This window comes from Roseomonas sp. SRI_022, from assembly GCF_057586215.1.
In genome coordinates this window covers 58,778-77,291 of sequence record NZ_JBYCZL010000013.1, presented here as the reverse complement: position 1 = coordinate 77,291, position 18,514 = coordinate 58,778, and the positions used below count along the sequence as shown (strand labels likewise).

General features: G+C 69.2%; 17 protein-coding genes. 14 read left to right on the top strand and 3 right to left on the bottom strand.

What is annotated here, in order from left to right; genetic code table 11:
• Positions 1–726 (bottom strand): transporter substrate-binding domain-containing protein, encoded by a 726-nt coding sequence (locus AC2YHJ_RS14835; protein ID WP_487396851.1) that lies wholly within the window; start codon positions 724–726, stop codon positions 1–3.
• 120 nt (positions 727–846) lie between these two features.
• Here AC2YHJ_RS14835 and AC2YHJ_RS14830 point away from each other — a divergent pair, with 120 nt between their 5' ends.
• From AC2YHJ_RS14830 to AC2YHJ_RS14820, 3 genes are read left to right on the top strand one after another with little or no spacing between them, the layout of a single operon-like run.
• Complete coding sequence (locus tag AC2YHJ_RS14830; protein WP_487396850.1) at positions 847–1,506, top strand: AroM family protein; 660 nt, start codon at positions 847–849, stop codon at positions 1,504–1,506.
• The gene (locus tag AC2YHJ_RS14825) at positions 1,506–2,579 is read left to right on the top strand and encodes an S-methyl thiohydantoin desulfurase family protein (protein ID WP_487396849.1); all 1,074 of its coding nucleotides are present in this window, start codon (positions 1,506–1,508) and stop codon (positions 2,577–2,579) included. Before AC2YHJ_RS14830 ends, AC2YHJ_RS14825 begins: the two co-directional genes overlap by 1 nt.
• Positions 2,576–4,120 (top strand): hydantoinase/oxoprolinase N-terminal domain-containing protein, encoded by a 1,545-nt coding sequence (locus AC2YHJ_RS14820; RefSeq protein ID WP_487396848.1) that lies wholly within the window; start codon positions 2,576–2,578, stop codon positions 4,118–4,120. Before AC2YHJ_RS14825 ends, AC2YHJ_RS14820 begins: the two co-directional genes overlap by 4 nt.
• Before the next feature lie 7 nt (positions 4,121–4,127).
• Here AC2YHJ_RS14820 and AC2YHJ_RS14815 read toward each other — a convergent pair whose 3' ends face one another.
• Complete coding sequence (locus AC2YHJ_RS14815; protein ID WP_487396847.1) at positions 4,128–5,102, bottom strand: Bug family tripartite tricarboxylate transporter substrate binding protein; 975 nt, start codon at positions 5,100–5,102, stop codon at positions 4,128–4,130.
• 236 nt (positions 5,103–5,338) lie between these two features.
• Here AC2YHJ_RS14815 and AC2YHJ_RS14810 point away from each other — a divergent pair, with 236 nt between their 5' ends.
• From AC2YHJ_RS14810 to urtE, 11 genes are all read left to right on the top strand, one after another.
• On the top strand, positions 5,339–6,154 hold the full coding sequence (locus AC2YHJ_RS14810) for an IclR family transcriptional regulator (RefSeq protein ID WP_487396846.1): 816 nt from the start codon (positions 5,339–5,341) through the stop codon (positions 6,152–6,154).
• 17 nt (positions 6,155–6,171) lie between these two features.
• Positions 6,172–7,977, top strand: coding sequence for a thiamine pyrophosphate-binding protein (locus AC2YHJ_RS14805; protein ID WP_487396845.1), 1,806 nt, complete (start codon positions 6,172–6,174; stop codon positions 7,975–7,977).
• A gap of 67 nt (positions 7,978–8,044) precedes the next feature.
• Entirely contained in the window at positions 8,045–9,259 is a 1,215-nt protein-coding gene (locus AC2YHJ_RS14800; protein ID WP_487396844.1) for an ABC transporter substrate-binding protein, read from the top strand.
• A gap of 201 nt (positions 9,260–9,460) precedes the next feature.
• Positions 9,461–10,426, top strand: coding sequence for a Bug family tripartite tricarboxylate transporter substrate binding protein (locus AC2YHJ_RS14795; RefSeq protein ID WP_487396843.1), 966 nt, complete (start codon positions 9,461–9,463; stop codon positions 10,424–10,426).
• 16 nt (positions 10,427–10,442) lie between these two features.
• On the top strand, positions 10,443–10,769 hold the full coding sequence (locus AC2YHJ_RS14790; protein ID WP_487396842.1) for an NIPSNAP family protein: 327 nt from the start codon (positions 10,443–10,445) through the stop codon (positions 10,767–10,769).
• Positions 10,770–10,774: 5 nt separating this feature from the next.
• The gene (locus tag AC2YHJ_RS14785) at positions 10,775–11,191 is read left to right on the top strand and encodes a VOC family protein (RefSeq protein WP_487396841.1); all 417 of its coding nucleotides are present in this window, start codon (positions 10,775–10,777) and stop codon (positions 11,189–11,191) included.
• A gap of 332 nt (positions 11,192–11,523) precedes the next feature.
• Positions 11,524–12,768, top strand: coding sequence for an urea ABC transporter substrate-binding protein (urtA, locus tag AC2YHJ_RS14780; RefSeq protein ID WP_487396840.1), 1,245 nt, complete (start codon positions 11,524–11,526; stop codon positions 12,766–12,768).
• A 44-nt stretch (positions 12,769–12,812) separates the two neighbouring features.
• The gene (gene urtB / locus AC2YHJ_RS14775) at positions 12,813–14,384 is read left to right on the top strand and encodes an urea ABC transporter permease subunit UrtB (protein WP_487396839.1); all 1,572 of its coding nucleotides are present in this window, start codon (positions 12,813–12,815) and stop codon (positions 14,382–14,384) included.
• A gap of 59 nt (positions 14,385–14,443) precedes the next feature.
• Positions 14,444–15,475 (top strand): urea ABC transporter permease subunit UrtC, encoded by a 1,032-nt coding sequence (urtC, locus tag AC2YHJ_RS14770; protein ID WP_487396934.1) that lies wholly within the window; start codon positions 14,444–14,446, stop codon positions 15,473–15,475.
• On the top strand, positions 15,472–16,209 hold the full coding sequence (urtD, locus tag AC2YHJ_RS14765; RefSeq protein WP_487396838.1) for an urea ABC transporter ATP-binding protein UrtD: 738 nt from the start codon (positions 15,472–15,474) through the stop codon (positions 16,207–16,209). Before urtC ends, urtD begins: the two co-directional genes overlap by 4 nt.
• A gap of 3 nt (positions 16,210–16,212) precedes the next feature.
• Positions 16,213–16,905, top strand: coding sequence for an urea ABC transporter ATP-binding subunit UrtE (gene urtE / locus AC2YHJ_RS14760; RefSeq protein WP_487396837.1), 693 nt, complete (start codon positions 16,213–16,215; stop codon positions 16,903–16,905).
• A 5-nt stretch (positions 16,906–16,910) separates the two neighbouring features.
• Here the strand turns inward: urtE and AC2YHJ_RS14755 are convergent, their stop codons facing one another.
• Positions 16,911–18,089, bottom strand: coding sequence for a cupin domain-containing protein (locus tag AC2YHJ_RS14755; RefSeq protein WP_487396836.1), 1,179 nt, complete (start codon positions 18,087–18,089; stop codon positions 16,911–16,913).
• Positions 18,090–18,514: the final 425 nt, after the last annotated feature.

The window sequence follows — 18,514 nt, the reverse complement described above, 5'->3', positions numbered from 1 at the left end:
TCAGGCGGCGGGCGCGACGGACAGCCCGCGCACGCCATGCTTCGCGATCAGGCGGGCCACCAAGCCGCTCGCCTTCGCCTCCTCGATGAAATCGCGCAGGAAGGCCGCGGCGGCGGTGTTCGCGCGGGCGGTGCCGATTGCCTGCTGCACGGCGCTGAATTGCCCATCGAGGATACGCGCGCCAGGCAACGCCTCGACATCCTTCAGCAGCCGCGGACGCAGCCCGGCCAGCGCCTCCAGCCCCTGGTCGCGGAACAACGCGAAGGTGGCGTCGATGCTGTCAGCCCGCAGCAGCGTCGCTTGCGCGATGTTGCGATCGAGCCAGAGGTCGTAGGCGGCGCGTGCCGTGCTCGCGATGCGCACGCCGGGCCGGTCCACATCGGCCATGGTCGCGATGGGCGAGCCCGCCGGCACCAGATAGGTCGCCTCGATTTCCGCATAGGCGGCGGTGAATGCGATCTTCTCGGCCCGCTGCGGCTCGGCGCCGATCAGCCCGATATCCCAGGAATCGGTGCTGACAGCATCCGCCAGCAGGCCGGGGGAGGCATAGGGCACCAGGCGCAGCGCCACGCCCAGCCGCTCGGCCACGGCCCGCGCCATGTCCGGTGCCACGCCTTCCGGGCTGCCATGCGCGTCGCGTCCGGTGACAAGCAGGAAGTTGCTGAGGTTGATGCCGGCACGCAGCATGCCACGCGGGGCGAGTTGGGCGACAATCTCGGGCGACATGGGCGAATTCCGTTTCCGTCGCATGCAGTAGACGGCGCGCGCGCCGCATCGGCAAGCCGGCGGGGTTTGCAGCGCGCAGCGCAGGGGCCATCATGGCGTCAGGCATCGCGGGGAACAGGCATGACGGCTCTTCCCGTCTTCGTCATCGGCCAGGCGCCACGGCCGGACCTCGCGGCGGAAATCGCCGCGGCCGCGCCGGGCCTGCGCATCGCGATGCGAGGCGCGCTGGACGGCCTGACGCGTGACGAGATCGCCGCCATCCCGCCGCACGACGGCGCCGATACGCTGTTCACCATGCTGCCCTCGGGCGAGGGCGTCGCCATCTCCAAGGATGCCGTCACGACGCGCATGAAGGCGATGCTGGCGGAAGCGGCGGGGCCGGTGCTGCTCGCCTGCACCGGCGCGTTCAAAGGGCTGCCGGACCGGCCGGACCTGGTGCAGCCATCGGCGGTGCTGAACGGCATGGCGGAGGCGTTGCTGCCGTGCGGCCGGCTCGGCCTGTTCGTGCCGTTGCCGGAGCAGGCGGCGACGCTCGGCGGATCGCGTGCGCGGGATGGGTTGTCGGTGATCGTTCATGCGTTGCGCCCGCATTCCGATGGTGCGACGCGCGCAGCCGCGATGGCGACGATGGCCGCCGCGAGGCCGGACCTCGTGTTGCTCGACTGCATTTCCTATACCCGGGCGGACAAGGCGGCGGCGATTGCCGCGCTGTCCTGCCCCGTCCTTCTGTCCGTCGCGGTGGCCGCCCGTGCTGCCGCCTCCCTGCTGCCGGAGCCCTGATGCGAGAGATCACCCTGGACGAGATCGAGGCGCTGGCGGTCGGCGCCTGGGTGCTGGGAACGGGCGGCGGCGGGTCGCCCTATCTCGGCCTGCTGAACATGCGGCAGCTCTATGCCGAAGGGCATCGCGTGCAGCTGATGGATCCGGATGAGCTCGCCGATGACGACATGGTCGCCGTCGTCTCCAACATGGGCGCGCCGCTGGTCGGGCAGGAACGTCTGGTGGACAGCGCGAATATCGGCCGTGCCGTCACCCTGATGGAGGAATATCTCGGTCGTCCCTTCCGCGCGATCATGTCCGTCGAGATCGGCGGCAACAATGGCGTGCAGCCCTTCCTTGCCGCCGCCGAGACCGGCAAGCCGGTGGTCGATGCGGATGCGATGGGCCGCGCCTATCCGGAAGCGCAGATGACCTCCTTCGCGGTGGGCGACCTCAAGCCCTGGCCGCTGTCGCTGGTCGATCCGCGCGGCATCGAGGGCATCGTCGCGAAGGTGCCGTCCTGGAAATGGATGGAGCGCCTGTCGCGCAAGATGTGCGTCGAGGTCGGCTCGATCGCCGCCACCTGCAAGGCGCCACGCCGCGGGGCGGAGGTGAAGCGCTGGGGCATCCTGCGCACCACCACGCAGGCCATCGCGCTGGGCCAGGCGATCCGCGCCGCGCAGCGCGAGCATCGCGACCCGGTGCAGGCGATCCTGGCGCAGGAAAAGGGCCTGCTGCTGTTTCGCGGCAAGGTCGCCGATATTGCGCGTCGCACCACGGAGGGCTTCCTGCGTGGCACGGTAAAGCTGGATGGCCTGGATGACTGGCGCGGTCACGGCTTCGACCTCGCCTTCCAGAATGAGTGGGCGGTGGGCTGGCTGGATGGCGAACCACGAGTGATGACACCCGACCTGATCTGCGTGCTGGATACCGTCAGCGGGGAGGCGATCGGCACCGAGGTGCTGCGCTATGGCCAGCGCGTCACCGTGGTGGCCCTGCCGGCCCCGCCCGTCTTCCTGTCCCCGCGCGGGCTGGAGTTCGTCGGGCCACGGGCCTTCGGCTACGATCTCGATTTCCGTTCGGTGTTCGCATGAGGCGGCGGATCGGCATCGATGTCGGCGGCACCAACACCGATGCGGTGCTGCTGGAGGACGACCGCGTGCTGCATGCGGTCAAGAAGCCGACCACGGCGGATGTGCTGACCGGGGTGCGCCTCGCGCTGGAAAGCGCGGCGCAGGCCATGGGCAGCGAGGGCGTCCAGGCCGTGATGATCGGCACCACGCATTTCGTGAACGCGGTGGTGCAGCGGCGGGATCTCGCGAAGGTCGGCGCCTTGCGGCTCGGCATGCCGGCGTCGAAGTCACTGCCGCCCTTCTGCGACTGGCCGGAGGACCTCGCCGCCCTGGTGCGCGGCCAGGTGCACATGGTCGAAGGCGGGCATGATTACGACGGGCGGCCGATCATGCCGCTCGACGAACGCGCCGTCGCGGCGGCCGCGCGGGAGATGAAGGCGGCAGGCATCGCCTGCGTCGCCATCAGCAGCATCTTCTCGCCGCTCGATCCTGCCATGGAGGACCGTGCTGCCGAGATCCTGCGCGCCGAGATGCCCGATGCCGCGGTCACGCTGTCGCACGACCTCGGGCGTATCGGGTTGCTGGAACGCGAGAATGTCGCGCTGCTGAATGCATGCCTTGCACCGCTCGCGCGCCACACCGTGCAGGCTTTCGAGGAAGCGTTGCGCCAGGCCGGCATCGCGGCACCGCTGTTCATCACCCAGAATGACGGCACGGTGATCCGCGCGGAACTCGCCGCGCGCTTTCCGGTGCTGTCCTTCGCCTCGGGCCCGACCAATTCGATGCGCGGTGCGGCCTTCCTCACCGGGTTGAAGGATGCGCTGGTGGTCGATGTCGGCGGCACCACCAGCGATGTCGGCGCGCTCAAGGCCGGCTTCCCGCGTGAGGCCAATGCGGTCGTGCATGTCGGCGGCGTGCGCACGCTGTTCCGCATGCCGGACCTGCTGTCGATCGGCCTCGGCGGCGGATCGCATGTCGAGGCGCGACAGGGCGGTGGCATCGCCATCGGTCCGCACAGTGTCGGCTTCCGGCTGCCGGAACTGGCGCGCATCTTCGGCGGGCCGCAACTCACCACCAGCGACATCGCCGTGCGCGCCGGGCTGTTGTCGCTCGGCGACGGGGCGCGGGTGACGGACCTCGGCGCCGGCTTCGTCCGCGACGCGCTGGCCGAAGCCGCGCGCATGCTGGAGGAAGCCGTCGATCGCATGAAGACCGAGGCGGCGGAGGTGCCGCTGCTCGCCGTCGGCGGCGGCGCCTTTCTGGTGCCGGACCGGCTGCCGGGCGCATCGGAAGTGCTGCGCCCTGCCCATGCCGCCGTCGCCAATGCCGTCGGCGCGGCCATCGCGCAGGTGAGCGGCGAGGCCGACCAGGTCTTCCAGGGCCTGACCCGCGCCGAGGCGATGGACGCCGCCGAGCGCATCGCGCGCGACCGCGCGGTGGAGGCCGGCGCCGACGCCGCGACCCTCGCACTGGTTGATATCGAGGACCTGCCGCTCGCATACCTGCCCGGCGGGGCGCTGCGCGTGCGCGCCCGCGTGGTGGGGGAGATCGCGGCCGGCTGAACCGCGCCTATTGCGGTTCGATCCCGGCGGCGCGGACCACTGTGGCCCAGCGGTCCACCTCGGCACGCACCAGGCGGGACAGCGCTTCGGGGCCCTGCGCGTCGGTGGCCGCAGGGATGGAACCGAGTTGTTCGATCCGCTGCCGGATCGCCGGATCGTTGATGGCTGCACGCAGAGCGGCATCCAGCCGCGCGACCACCGGTGCCGGCGTGCCACGCGGCGCGAAGACCGCGTTCCAGCCCTGGAAGATATAGTCCGGCACCCCGGCCTCGATCGCCGATGGCACATCCGGTGAGCCCGGATTGCGCACCGCCGCACCGGTCAGCAGACCGCGCATGGTCCCGGCCTGGACCTGCGGCACGGCGGCCGGCGCCAGCACGCAGGCGCTGTCCACCTGCTGCGCGACGATGTCGTTCACCGCCGGCCCCTCGCCGCGATAGGGGATGTTGTTGAACTGCGCTCCGGTCAGATGCGCGAACAGCGCGCAGGCGAGATGGTTGGTGGACCCGATCCCGGCATGGCCGTTGGACACGCGCCCCGGATTCTCCCGCACATGGGCGAGGAATTCCTGCATCGTCCGCGCCGGGAAGCCATTGCGCACGACGAAGAACAGCGGCGTGCCGGCGATCAGCCCGATCGGCTGCAACTCGCGTGGATCATAGGCGATGGCGCGGTAGATCGACGGCGCCGCCGAATGGCTGCCAAGGCTGCCGACCGTCAGGGTGTAGCCATCCGGCGCCGCCTGGGCGCCGCGCGCGCCGCCGATGTTGCCCCCGGCGCCGGAGACGTTCTCCACCAGCACGCGCTGGCCGAGCGTCCGCATCATGTGATCGGCGACGATGCGCGCCAGCACGTCCGTTGCCCCGCCCGGAGCGAAGACGACGAGCATGTTGATCGGGCGGTTCGGGAAGTCCTGCGCGCGGGCCGGCAGCGTCATGCCACCGAGCAGCAAAGCCGCGGCGGCGGCGAGAAGGCGCTTCATCCTCGGGGTTCCTCCGGCTGTCGTGGTTCGACCGGGGGTCGCGACGGCCGGCGCTGCGCGCAGTCCGATGTTGGACACGGCCATCCCTTCCCCTTTCAGCGCGCCCCTGTGGGGCTTCGCCGTTTCTTCCGTTACGCATAGCGAAACCCTTTTCGGAAATCGACGTCAAGTGTATCGATTAGGTGGAGCGGTTTCGCATGGCGATGCCGCGTGTCTGTCCTGACCGAGGAACCGCCATGGCACCGGACCCGACCGACCCGCCCGCCCCGGGGGGCACGAAGGATCCCTATCTGCTTGCCTCCCTGCATCGCGGGCTCGAGGTGCTCGACTGCTTCGCCACGCAGGATGCGTGGACGCTGTCGGACCTCGCGGGGCATCTCGGGCAGAACAAGGCCACGGTGTTCCGCGTGCTGCACACGCTCGAGCAGTTCGGCTACCTGGCGAAGGATGGGGCGACCGGCCGCTATGCGCTGGGCCTGCGGCTGCATGCGCTGGGCGCGGCCGCGGTGCGGCACGAACAGCTGCGCTGGCAGGCGCTGCCGCCCCTGCAGGACCTCGCGGAAAGCACCGGAGAGACGGTGCATGTCGGCATCCTGCACGAAGGTGTCGTCGTCACCGTGCAGATCGTCGAGGGCACCCATGCGGTGCGCATGCATTCCTCGGTCGGCAAGCGCAGCCCCGCCCATGCCAGTGCACTCGGCAAGGTGCTGATGGCCTATCTGCCGGATGCGGAGGTGGATGCCGTCGTGGCCGCGCATGGCCTGCGGCGCTTCACCGCGCGCACCATCACCACGCCCGGGGCGCTGCGCGAGGCGCTGCACCGCGTGCGCCTGGACGGCTATGCGCAGGATGAGGAGGAGATCGAGACCGGCCTGCGCTGCGTCGCGGCGCCGATCAGCGACCGGTCCGGCCGGCCGATGGCGGCGGTGGCGATCTCCGCCCCCGCCACGCGCATGGATCCCGACCGCATCGCGGCGCTGATCCCGCGCGTGAAGGCGGCCGCCGCGCGCATCTCACGCATGCTCGGCAGCCCATCGATGGCCGCCGCCTGACAGACGAGGAAACGACCATGGATGGCAGCAGCAAGGCGGCGCTGATGAACGGCGCCGACATCATCGTCGATCACCTGGTGAAGCAGAAGGTGCCCTATCTGTTCGGGCTCTGCGGCCACGGCATCACCGGCTTCATGGACGCGGCCTTCAAGGCGCAGAACCGTATCCGAACCGTGTCGACGCATCACGAGCAGACCGCCGGCCACATGGCCGATGCCTACTACAAGGTGCGCGGGGAGCCGGTGGCGACCTTCACCTCCTGTGGGCCGGGCTCGGCGAATCTCGTCGTGGCGCTGGCCGCGGCGATGATGGATTCCTCAGCCTTCCTGGCGATTACCGGCAATGTGCCGACCGGGCAGTTCAACCGCGGCCCGTTCCAGGAGACGGGGCGGCATTTCCAGGGCGATTTCCCTTCGGTCATCCGCCCCTATGTGAAGCGGTCCTACCAGCCGACGCGGGCCGACATGGTGCCGCTGGCGGTGACGCAGGCCTGGGACCAGCTGACCGCCGGGCGGCCGGGGCCCGTCAATCTGGACGTGCCGCTCAATGTCTTTGTCGAGGAGACGAGCGTCACGGTGAACGGCGCGCCGCGCCGCGTCATCAATGGCGCGCCGGGCAATCCGGCGGAACTCTCCGCCGCGCTCGATCTGCTGTTGGCGGCGAAGCAGCCGGTCATCATCGCGGGCCAGGGTGTGATCATCGGCGGGGCGAGCGATGCGCTGCTCGCCTTTGCGGAGCTGACGCGCATCCCTGTCGTCACCAGCCCGAACGGCAAGGGTGCGATCCCGGACCGCCACGACCTCGCCTTCGGTGCGATCGGGCGCAACGGCGCCTATGCGGCGAATGACGCGACGCGCAATGCCGATGTCATCCTCGCCATCGGCTTTTCCTTCGACGATCGCGCGACCAGCGCCTGGCTGGATGGCTACACGCTGTCGGTGCCGCCGTCGCGGCTGATCCAGATCGACATCGATCCCAGCGAGATCGGCCGCAACTATCCGGCCGAATACGGGATTCTCGGCGATGCCAGGGCCAGCCTGGAATTCCTGGCCGAAGCCGCGCGCCCGCGCCTCGGTTCCGGCCGCAGCATCGCGCCCTGGTTCGCGCGGCTGGAGAAGGGCCGTACCGCCTGGCGCGAATACCAGGCGGGGCTGGCGGAGTCCGACCAGATGCCGCTGCGCCCAGAGCGCCTGATGCGCGCCCTGTCCCGCGCCATCCCGGAGAACGCGGTCGTCGCCTCCGATGTCGGCGTGCACCACAACTGGATCATCCAGCTGATGGACACGCTACGCCCGCGCCACCTGATCCATTCCTGGGGCTTCGCGGCGATGGGCTTCGCGACCTCCGGTATCCTCGGCGCGAAACTGGCTGCGCCGGACCGCCCCTGCGTCGCGGTGGTCGGCGACGGGTCCTTCCTGATGACGCCGCACGCGTTGGCAACCGCGGTGGAATACGACATCCCCGTCGTGTGGGTGGTGTGGAACAACAACGGTTTCTGTTCGATCCGCGACATCCAGCACGGCATGTTCGGCGGGCGCGAACTCGCCACCGGCTTCGAGATCCAGCGCAGCGGGGAACTCTACAGCCCCGATTTCGCGATGATGGCGAAGTCCTACGGCGTGCCCTCGCACCGTGTGACGCATGCGGGCGAGGTGGAGGACGCGATCCAGACGGCGATCAGGGCGAACCGGCCCTATCTCGTGGAAGTGCCAGTGGACCGCGACATCCGCCCGATCGGCACCGGGTCGTGGGACTTGCCGCCGCTGCCGAACCCGGAGCCGAACTTCCTCAAGGCGCTGCAGGCGCGCGGCCTCAGCCTCTGAAATCGCGGCGAGCGGGGCGACCAGAAACCCGCCGTGGCACCACGACAAGCAAAGGGAGGATTCCACAATGAACCGCAGGACACTTCTTGCCACAATGGGCGCGCTGGCGCTGCCGACCCTTGGCGCGGTGCGCGCCCAGGCCGCGATCTCAGACGGTGTGGTGAAGATCGGCGTGCTCGACGACATGTCAGGCGTCTTCTCCGACCAGCAAGGCATGGGTGACGTGGTTAGTGCGCGCATGGCGGTCGAGGATTTCGGCGGTCGGGTCCACGGCGCGCCGGTCGAAGTCGTCTATGCCGACTTGCAGAACCGCGCCGATGTCGGCATGGCGATCGCCCGGCGCTGGTACGACCAGGAGAAAGTCGATGCGATCTTCGGCCTGGGCAATTCCGCTGTCGCGCTCGCCGTGCAGAACCTTTCGCGCGAGCGCCAGCGCATCGACGTGCCGATCGCTGCCGGCACCACCGACCTGACGGGCAAGGATTGCTCTCCGTATGGAATCCACTGGACCTATGACAACTACTCCGCGGCCAAGGGGCCGGTGACGGCGCTGGTGGGCGCTGGGAAGCGGAGGTGGTTCTTCCTCACCTCCGACTACGCCTTCGGCCATTCGCTCGAACAGAACGCCTCGCAGATCCTTCAGGTTCTCGGTGGAACAGTCACCGGCAGCGCGCGCGCACCGCTCGGTGAGACTGACTACTCCTCCTACCTGGTGCGCGCCGCGGCCTCGGGCGCGGAGGTGGTCGGCATCTGCGCGGGCGGGGCGGATATGATCAACATCGCCAAGCAGATGGGCGAGTTCGGCCTGCTACGCCGCGGCATCACCCCGGCGGCACTGAACTGCTCGCTGACCAACATCAAGTCGATCGGGCTCGAGACCGGGCAGGGCCTCGTCTATTCCGAGCCCTACTACTGGGATCAGACCGAGCAGACGCGCGCTTTCGCCGCGCGGTTCCAACGCATCCATGGCCGTCCGCCGACCGCGTTCCAGGCAAGCACCTGGGGTGCGGTGACGCACTACCTCAAAGGTATCGACGCAGCGGGAACGGACGCCGCGCCGGCGGTGATGGCGAAGATGCGCGAGATTCCGATCAACGACTTCATGACGCGCAACGGCTCGATCCGCGCCGACGGCCGCGTGATCCGCCAGATGTATCTGATGCGCGCGAAGCGCCCGGACCAGGCGCGCGGCGAGTGGGACTTGCTGGATGTGGCCCAGGAGATCCCCGGAGACCAGGCTTTCCGCCCACTGAACGAGGGCGGCTGCCCGTTGGTGCGCTGACGCGATGGGATGGCAGGCCCTCGGCCGCGGCCCTTGAGCGCAGTGCGGGGCGGAAACGGGTGCCGTCGACGGGTGTGCCGGCTGCGCGCCAAATCAAGCCGCGAAGCCGGGTCAGCCGATGCGCTGGTCACTATGGCGGTCCCTCTCTGGCGCGCTGGCCGATGGCGCGCCATGCTCGGCGCAATGCTGAAGGGGGGAGGCATGCGTCGGATCGTCGTCTGCCTGATCCTGCTGCTCGCGGCCCTGCCCGCGCGGGCGCAACAGGGGACATACCCCGACCGCGCCATTCGCATGGTGATCCCCTTCGCGCCCGGGGGTGCTGCCGATGTCGTCGGGCGCATCGTGGCGCAAGGCATGTCGGAGGATCTTGGTCAGCCCGTGGTGGTCGAGAACCGTGGCGGCAGTGGCGGCATCATCGGCTCCCAGGCTGCGCTGACCGCGCCGGCGGATGGCTACACCATCGTGCTGCACACGCTCTCCTCGGGCGTGATGAATGCGGGTCTGTACCGCTCCATGCCCTTCGACCTTCGACGCGCCTTCGCACCGGTCGGGCTGGTCGGCACGGTGCCCAACATCATCGTCGTCAATCCGCGCGTGCCGGCGCAGAACCTTCAGGAATTCATCGCCCTGGTGCGCCGCAGCCCCGGGCGTATTACCTATGCGAGCTCTGGCCCCGGGACCATCGTGCATCTGTCGGGCCACATGCTGGCGACCGCCATCGGCGTGGAGATGGTGCATGTCCCCTATCGCGGATCCGGGCCGGCGCTGGCCGATCTCGCGGCCGGCACGGTGGATGTGATGGTGGATACGCTGCCGCCCTATGTCGCGCTGGTGCGCAGCGGGCAGGTGCGGGCACTGGCCATGGCGTCGCGCACGCGAAGCGCCGCCCTGCCCGACGTGCCGACCGCCGCCGAGGCGGGCCTGCCGGGATACGAGACGAACAACTGGCACGCGGTCTTCGTCGCCACCGGCACGCCGGTGCCCGTGATCGCGCGGCTGGAACGGGCGCTGCGCAACGCCGTCGCCGCGCCGGCTACACGCCAGCGCCTGGTCGATCTCGGGGTCGAGCCGCGCGGCACTGGCGCGGAGGATCTCGCCACCTTCTGGGACGAGCAGTTCCGCATCTGGATACCCATCATCCGCGCCTCCGGCGCAACAGCCGAGTGAACAGGGGACCTTCGACATGATCCATGAACTGCGCGTCTACCGCTGCCTGCCGGGCCGCCTGCCGGCCCTGCTGAAGCGCTTCGACACGGTGACGCTGAAGCTGTGGGAACGGCATGGCATCCGCCAGGCCGGCTTCTGGACGACGGTGGTCGGCGAATCGAGCAACGACCTGCATTACCTGCTGGCCTGGGAATCGCTCGCCGAGCGCGAGCAGAAATGGGCGGCTTTCCAGAGCGATCCGGAATGGATCGCCAAGCGCGCGGAATCCGAAAAGGACGGGCCGATCCTGTCGAATGTGAGCAACGCGATCCTGCAGCCGACATCCTTCTCGGCCGTGAAGTAGCGGCCTTGCGCTTCAACCACGTCGCCAACCGTCTCGATGCCCGGCATTTCGACGTGGTGGTCGCGATGCTGAAGACGCAGCTCGGCTTCGTCGAGCTGCGTCGTACCGAGCGCGCGATCTGGTTGCGTCAGCCGGGCACGAATATCGACCTGCAGTTCAGCCGCAGCGACACCACGCGGCGCGATGCGGACAAGCTGCGCTCGCAGGTCTCCTTCCTGAGCGAGACGCCGCGACAGGACCTCGAGGCCCTGGTCGCCTGGTTCGGCGCGCGGGGGCTGGAGGCGCGCGTCGGGGCCTATTCGGATCGGGAATTCTACCTGGACGTGCCGGATGCCTTCGTCGATTTCGTCATCGAGGCGATGCGCCCTGAACTTGCCGATTACGGCGACGTTCCGGGGCTGGAGGCGGCAGCGAAGGCCTGATCCTTCTGCCGCGGGTGCAGCCGGGAGAAGGTCTTACCCCTCGGCGCCGCCGATGGAGCATGACTGCCCATCCGGTAGGCGCCGGATCACGCCTGACCGCGATATCGGCCTAATCTGCAAAACAAACGCACATAAATCGTGCAATTCGATGGCGTAGTGTGCACCGCTGCGTGAGTCGCGTGCATACAATGTGATCCGTCGCGGCCCTGACCGCCCGCATTGCACTGGCACGGCTTTCGCTACCCACCCCTTCGTGCGCAGCGCGTCAGCGCGCCGATCCCCGGCGGCGACTGCACGGCCCCGCGCCCAGAACGATTGAGGGTGAGAGACCGATGACCGACACCAGGAAGATCACGCGCCGCGCCGCGCTTGCTGGGCTGACCACCGCCCTGACGGCGCCGGCATTCCGCCCGTCCTTCGCGCAGGCGGCCCCGATCAAGATCGGCGTGCTGCACTCGCTGTCCGGCACCATGGCCATTTCCGAGACCGCGCTGCGCGACACCGTGCTGATGATGGTCGAGGCCCAGAACGCCAAGGGCGGCCTGCTCGGCCGGCGGCTCGAGGCCGTCGTCGTCGACCCCGCCTCCAACTGGCCGCTCTTCGCCGAGAAGGCGCGCGAATTGCTGCAGGTCCACCGCGTGGACGTGACCTTCGGCTGCTGGACCTCGGTGTCCCGCAAGTCGGTGCTGCCGGTCTTCGAGGAGCTGAACGGCATGCTGTTCTACCCTGTCCAGTATGAGGGCGAGGAGGAGAGCAAGAACATCTTCTACACCGGCGCCGCGCCGAACCAGCAGGCGATCCCGGCGGTTGACTACCTGATGTCCGACGACGGCGGCAAGGCGACGCGGATCGCGCTGCTCGGCACCGACTACGTCTATCCGCGCACGACGAACCGCATCCTGCGCGGCTTCCTCAACTCCAAGGGCATCACCGATGCCGACATCATGGAGGAATACACTCCGTTCGGGCACAGCGACTGGCAGGGCATCGTCGCCCGCGTGAAGCGCTTCGCCGGCGAAGGCAAGAAGACCGCGATCGTGTCCACCATCAACGGCGACGCGAACGTTCCCTTCTATCGCGAGCTCGGCAACCAGGGCATCAAGGCTGAGGACATCCCCTGCGTCGCCTTCAGCGTCGGTGAGGAGGAACTCGCCGGCATCGACACCCGTCCGCTGGTCGGCCACCTGGCGGCCTGGAACTACTTCATGTCGGTGCAGTCGCCGGCGAACACCGAGTTCAAGAACCTCTGGCAGGCCTACATCAAGAACCCGCGCCGCGTGACCAACGACCCAATGGAGGCCACCTACACCGGCTTCAACATGTGGGCGCAGGCCGTGGCCGCCGCCCGCACCACGGCGGTCGATGCCGTCCGCACCGCGGTGATCGGCCAGAAGTTCGCCGCACCCGCGGGGTACACCGAGGAGATGCTGCCGAACCACCATCTGTCGAAGCCGGTGATGATCGGCGAGATCCAGGCGGATGGCCAGTTCAACATCGTCTACAAGACGGCCGATGCGGTGCCGGCCGAGAACTGGTCGCGCTTCATCCCCGAGAACGCCAACCGCCGCCGCGGCTGAACAGGTTGGGCGGGGCGTCTCCAGCGCCCCGCCCGCACCCCCATATGAAGCGCATCATCGTTCTTCTCGTCCTGTTGCTCGCCTCGCTGCCGGCGCGCGCGCAGGATGCCTTCCTCGCCGACTTGCCGAACCTCGGCGGCGGCTTCGGCGCCCAGGCCGAGGCGGTGGCGCGGCTCGGCACGCTGGGCGATCCTCGCGCCCTTCCGGTGCTGCGAGCGCTGGCCGATGGCCGGTTGCTGCGCATGGCCGACGGCACGCTGCTGATCCGCGACGGCACCACCCTGATCAATGCCTCGACCGGTGCGCGCGCCGGTGTCGCCGAGGCCGACGCGCAGCGCGTCAACATCAACAACCGGGTCCGCGGCGTGCTACGCGGCGCGCTCGGCCAGTTGCAGATCGTCTCGCCCGATCCGGCCGAGCGCCTAGCGGCCGCCGAAGCGATCTTCCGCAGTCGCAGCCCCGAGAACGTGCCGCTGCTCGAAGCCGCGCTCGCGCGAGAATCCACGCCGCGCATTCGCGACCGCATCGCGCTGGCCCTCGCGGCGTCGCGACTGGTGGCGACCGACCCCGCCGCGAAGCTCGCCGGCATCGCGGCGCTGGGCGAGAGCGCATCGCCCGAGGCGCGCTCGATCCTGCTCGAGGCGCGCGCGGCCAATGCCGATGTGCTGCCGCAGATCGAAGCCGCGGTCGCCGCGATCGACCAGCGCCTGGCGATCCGTCGCGCGGCGGAGACCACCTTCCAGGGCCTCTCGCTCGGCTCGGTGCTGCTGCTCGCCGCCCTTGGCCTTGCGGTGACCTTCGGCGTGATGGGCGTGATCAACATGGCGCATGGCGAGTTCGTCATGCTCGGCGCCTACACCACCGTCATCGTGCAGGACCTGGCGCGCGACATCCCTTGGCTGCAGCCCTGGTCGCTGCCGCTGGCGGTCCCGGCTGCCTTCCTGGTTACCGCCGCGATCGGCGCGGCGATGGAACGCGGCCTGATCCGCCATCTGTACGGCCGCCCGCTGGAGACGCTGCTGCTGACCTTCGGCGTCGGCATGATGATCCAGCAGGCGGTGCGCCTCGCCTTCGGCGCGCAGAACCGCGAGGTGATCAGCCCGCCCTGGATGCAGGGCACGATGATGCTGCCCTTCGATGTCCCGGTCACAGCCAACCGGCTGTGGATCCTCTGCTTCTCCCTGATCGTGTTCGGCCTGATCGTCGCGGCCATCCGCCTGACGCGCTTCGGGCTGGAGATGCGCGCGGTGACGCAGCGCCGGCCGATCGCGGCCGCAATGGGCATCCGCACCGGGCGCGTCGATGCGCTGACCTTCGCCTTCGGATCCGGCATCGCGGGCATCGCCGGCGTGGCGCTCAGCCAGATCGACAATGTCTCGCCCAACCTCGGCACCGGCTACATCATCGACAGCTTCCTCGTCGTCGTCTTCGGCGGGGTGGGCAGCCTGGCAGGCACGCTGATCGCGGCCTTCGGCCTTGGTGTCATCAACAAGATGCTGGAACCCTGGGCGGGCGCGGTGCTCGCCAAGGTCTTCGTGCTGGTGGCGGTGATGGTCTTCATCCAGCGCCGCCCGCGCGGCCTGTTCCCGCAGAAGGGGCGGGCGGCCGAGGCATGAGCGCGACCACACTCGACACCGGCGCTCCGTCCCGCATGCGGCTCGGCTTGCGGGCGGTGATGATCGGGGCGGTGGTGATCCTCGCCGCCTTTCCGCTGCTGAACATGCTGCCGCGCGACAACGCGCTGCATGTGTCGGATTTCCTCGTCTCCGTCTCCGGCAAGTGGATCTGCTACGCGATCCTCGCGCTGTCGCTCGACCTCGCCTGGGGCTATGCGGGCATCCTTTCGCTCGGCCATGGCGCGTTCTTCGCGCTGGGTGGCTATGCGATGGGCATGCACCTGATGCGGCTGATCGGGCCGCGCGGCGTCTATGGCCATCCGGTGCTGCCGGACTTCATGGTGTTCCTCGGCTATCCGGAGCTGCCCTGGTACTGGCTGGGCTTCGACCACTTCGCCTTCGCCATGCTGATGGTGCTGCTGGTGCCCGGCGTGCTGGCGCTCGTGCTGGGCTGGCTGTGCTTCCGCAGCCGCATCACCGGCGTCTACCTGTCGATCATCACGCAGGCGATGACCTATGCGCTGATGCTCGCCTTCTTCCGTAACGACATGGGCTTCGGCGGCAACAACGGCTTCACCGACTTCAAGGAACTGCTCGGCATGCCGCTTAACACCGCCGCGGCGCGCGCGACGCTGTTCTATGCGTCGCTGGCGACGCTGGTCGGCGCCTACCTGCTCTGCCTGTGGATGACCGGCACGAAGTATGGCCGCGTGCTGACCGCGATCCGCGATGCGGAGAACCGCGTGCGCTTCCTCGGCTACGACACCACCAGCCACAAGCTGTTCGCCTTCGTCGCCTCGGCGATGATGGCGGGACTCGCCGGTGCGCTCTATGTCCCGCAGGTCGGCATCATCAATCCCGGCGAGTTCAGCCCAGGCAATTCGATCGAGGCCGTCATCTGGGTCGCGGTCGGTGGGCGCGGCACGCTGGTCGGCGCGGTGCTCGGCGCCTTCAGCGTCAACGGCCTCAAGACCTGGCTGACCAGCGCGGCGCCGGATCTCTGGCTGTTCGTATTGGGCGGGTTGTTCGTGGCGGTGACGCTGTTCCTGCCGAAGGGTTTGATCGGTCTGCTGCAAGGGCGCGTGAAATGAAGGGGCGGCGGTTGTATCTCGACGGCGTCTCGGTCGTCTTCGACGGCTTCCGCGCGCTGAACAACCTCGCCCTCGTCGTCGAACCCGGCGAGATGCGCGCCGTCATCGGCCCGAACGGCGCGGGCAAGACGACGATGATGGACGTGATCACCGGCAAGACACGCCCGACCTCGGGCATCGTCAGCTTCGGCGATCTCGACCTGACGCGGATGGACGAGGCATCGATCGCCAATCTCGGCATCGGGCGGAAGTTCCAGAAGCCGACCGTCTTCGACGCGCTGACGGTGTTCGAGAACCTGGAACTCGCGCTCAAGGCACCGCGTGGGCCGGTCGCCTGCCTGCGCTGGATGCTGTCCGGCGCGGGCCGCACGCGCATCGAGGACGTGACGAACGAGATCGGATTGACCGAGCGATCCCACGACCGCGCCGGCATCCTGTCCCACGGCCAGAAGCAGTGGCTCGAGATCGGCATGATGCTGATGCAGGATCCCGACCTGATGCTGGTGGACGAGCCCGTCGCCGGCATGACGGATGCCGAGACGGAGCTCACCGCCAGGTTGCTTGCACGCATCGCCGGCAAGCACAGCGTCGTGGTGGTCGAGCACGACCTCGATTTCGTCCGCGCGCTGAACTGCCGCGTCACCGTGCTGCATGAAGGCACGCTGCTGTCGGAAGGCTCGATCGACCATGTGCAGAACGACCCGCGCGTGGTCGAAGTCTATCTGGGACGCTGACGCATGCTGACCGTGGCGAGCATCGATCTTTCCTATGGCGCCAGCCGCTGCCTGCGCGGCGTCTCCATGGTCGCCGAACCTGGCAAGGTCACCGCCGTGCTCGGGCGCAACGGCGTCGGCAAGTCCTCGCTGCTGCGCGCCATCATGGGGCTGGAACGCATCCAGTCCGGCAGCATCGCGTGGGAAGGGCGCGACATCTCGCGCCTCGCCCCGGCCGAGCGCGCCCGCGCCGGCATCGGCTACGTCCCGCAGGGCCGCGAGATCTTCCCCTTCCTGACCGTGCAGGAGAACATGGAGACCGCGCTCGCCGCCGCCCCGCGCGGATCGAACGTGCCGAGCGACATCTTCGACCTGTTCCCGATCCTGCGGCAGTTCCTCCGCCGGCGGGGCGGCGACCTGTCGGGCGGGCAGCAGCAGCAACTGGCGCTGGCGCGCGCGCTGTGCGCCAGGCCGCGGCTGCTGATCCTCGACGAACCGACCGAAGGCATCCAGCCTTCCGTCATCAAGGACATCGCCCGCGTCATCCGCCACTTGTCGCGCGACCGCGGCATGGCGATCGTGCTGGTCGAACAGTATTACGACTTCGCGCGCGAGCTTGCGGACCTGATCACTGTGATGGTGCGCGGGGAGGTGGTCTTGCAGGGCCCCGCCGACACCCTGTCGGAAGACGCTGTGCGCCCCCTGCTGACCGTGTAGCCAGTCTACGCCCGCTCCAGCACCCCGTGCTGCGCCAGCTTCTGGCAGAAGGCCAGCGCGTCGCCGCCTAGCTCGGCGGCGGTCGCGCCATCCTCCAGCGCCATCAGCCAATCGAGCTCACCGGCGGTCAGCTTCTCGACGCCGCCATACCAGCGCAAGGCCGCGCCGCCATTGTCGAAGGGCACCAGCGTGTGGTGCATCGACTCCGACAGGCGCAGGCGGTCGTCCGGGCCGGGCGGCGGCGTGTGCAGCGATCGCCCCGGCAGCGCCATGCGGTCGCGCGCCAGGCGGTCCAGCGCGGCCATGGTCAGCCGGTCGGCAATGTCCGGCCGGGCCAACGCCGCGAGCGCCGCCGCCAGGCGATCCCGCACCAGGGCCGCGCCCTCCGGCTCGGCGAGGCGCCAGGTCGGCATGGCGGCGCGCAAGGCGGGCTCCTCGCCTTCCAGGTCGGTGAGCAGGTTGCGCAGCATCTCCCCGAGGCCGGGTTCCATCAGCCCGATGGTGATGTGCAGCGACGGTTCGCCACCCTGCTGCACCGTTGCCTCGTGCATCACCCCGCGCGGCAGGTACAGCGCGTCGCCCGGCGCCATGACCAGCGCATGTGGCTCGCCTTCCGGCGTTGCGTTGTTGGCCCAGGGCGTGTGGCGCGTCGGTGCCGGAAAGGGGATGCCGTCCCACACCCGCCAGGCCTTGCGCCCCGACACCTGCATCACCAGCACGTCATGCGTGTCGAAATGCACGCGGAAGCCCTGCGCACCCGGCGGCGTCAGGTAGATGTTCGCCTGCACGCCGTGGAGGAATGCCTTCTCCAGCCCGCGGCAGAAGCGCGCCAGCGGCGGATGGATCTCATGGAACTGGGAAACGACGAGGCTCGCGCCGCCATCATGCAGGCCGAACAGGCGCGGCAGGTCCACGCGATCGCCGCCGTCCTCGATGTATTCGTCGATCGGCACCGCTGCGCTGCCCTTGCGCGCGCCATCGGCCATCGACACGCGCGGTGTGCGCGCCGCATCGGTGCGCAGGAAGGCATCCAGGTCGGCGACCGACAGCAGCCCGGCGAAGCGATCCGGATCGTTGCCCGGCATCAGCCGCCAGGCCGTGCCTTCGCGCATCGCCATGCCATCGTCCAGGGACAGCGTCCCGAAAGCCAGGGACCAGGCTTCTTCTGCCATAGTGGCGCTCATCGTGATCCTCGTCCGCGTCCGGCGGCATCGCGCGGATCGCTGTCTGAAAAGCCGGTGCGGGGCCGTCCGCGTCCGGCGCCGTCGCGCGGGTCGCTGTCAGAATACCCCGTGTGGGGGCGGCCTCGCCCGGCACCGTCGCGTGGGTCGCCGTCGGAATATCCGGTGCGAGGTCGTCCGCGCCCGGCGCCGTCGCGCGGGTCGCTGTCGGAATACCCGGTGCGCGGCCGTCCGCGCCCGGCGCCATCGCGTGGATCGCTATCGGACTGGCCGGTGTACGGCCGCCCGCGCCCGGCGCCGTCGCGCGGGTCGCTGTCGGAATACCCGGTGCGCGGCTGCGCCTCCGCCGCCATAGGCGCGAGGCCCGCCGTGCCGCCGACCATGAGCATGCGTCGCGACAGCCTGCCGCGACGTCTTTCCTCGTCCTC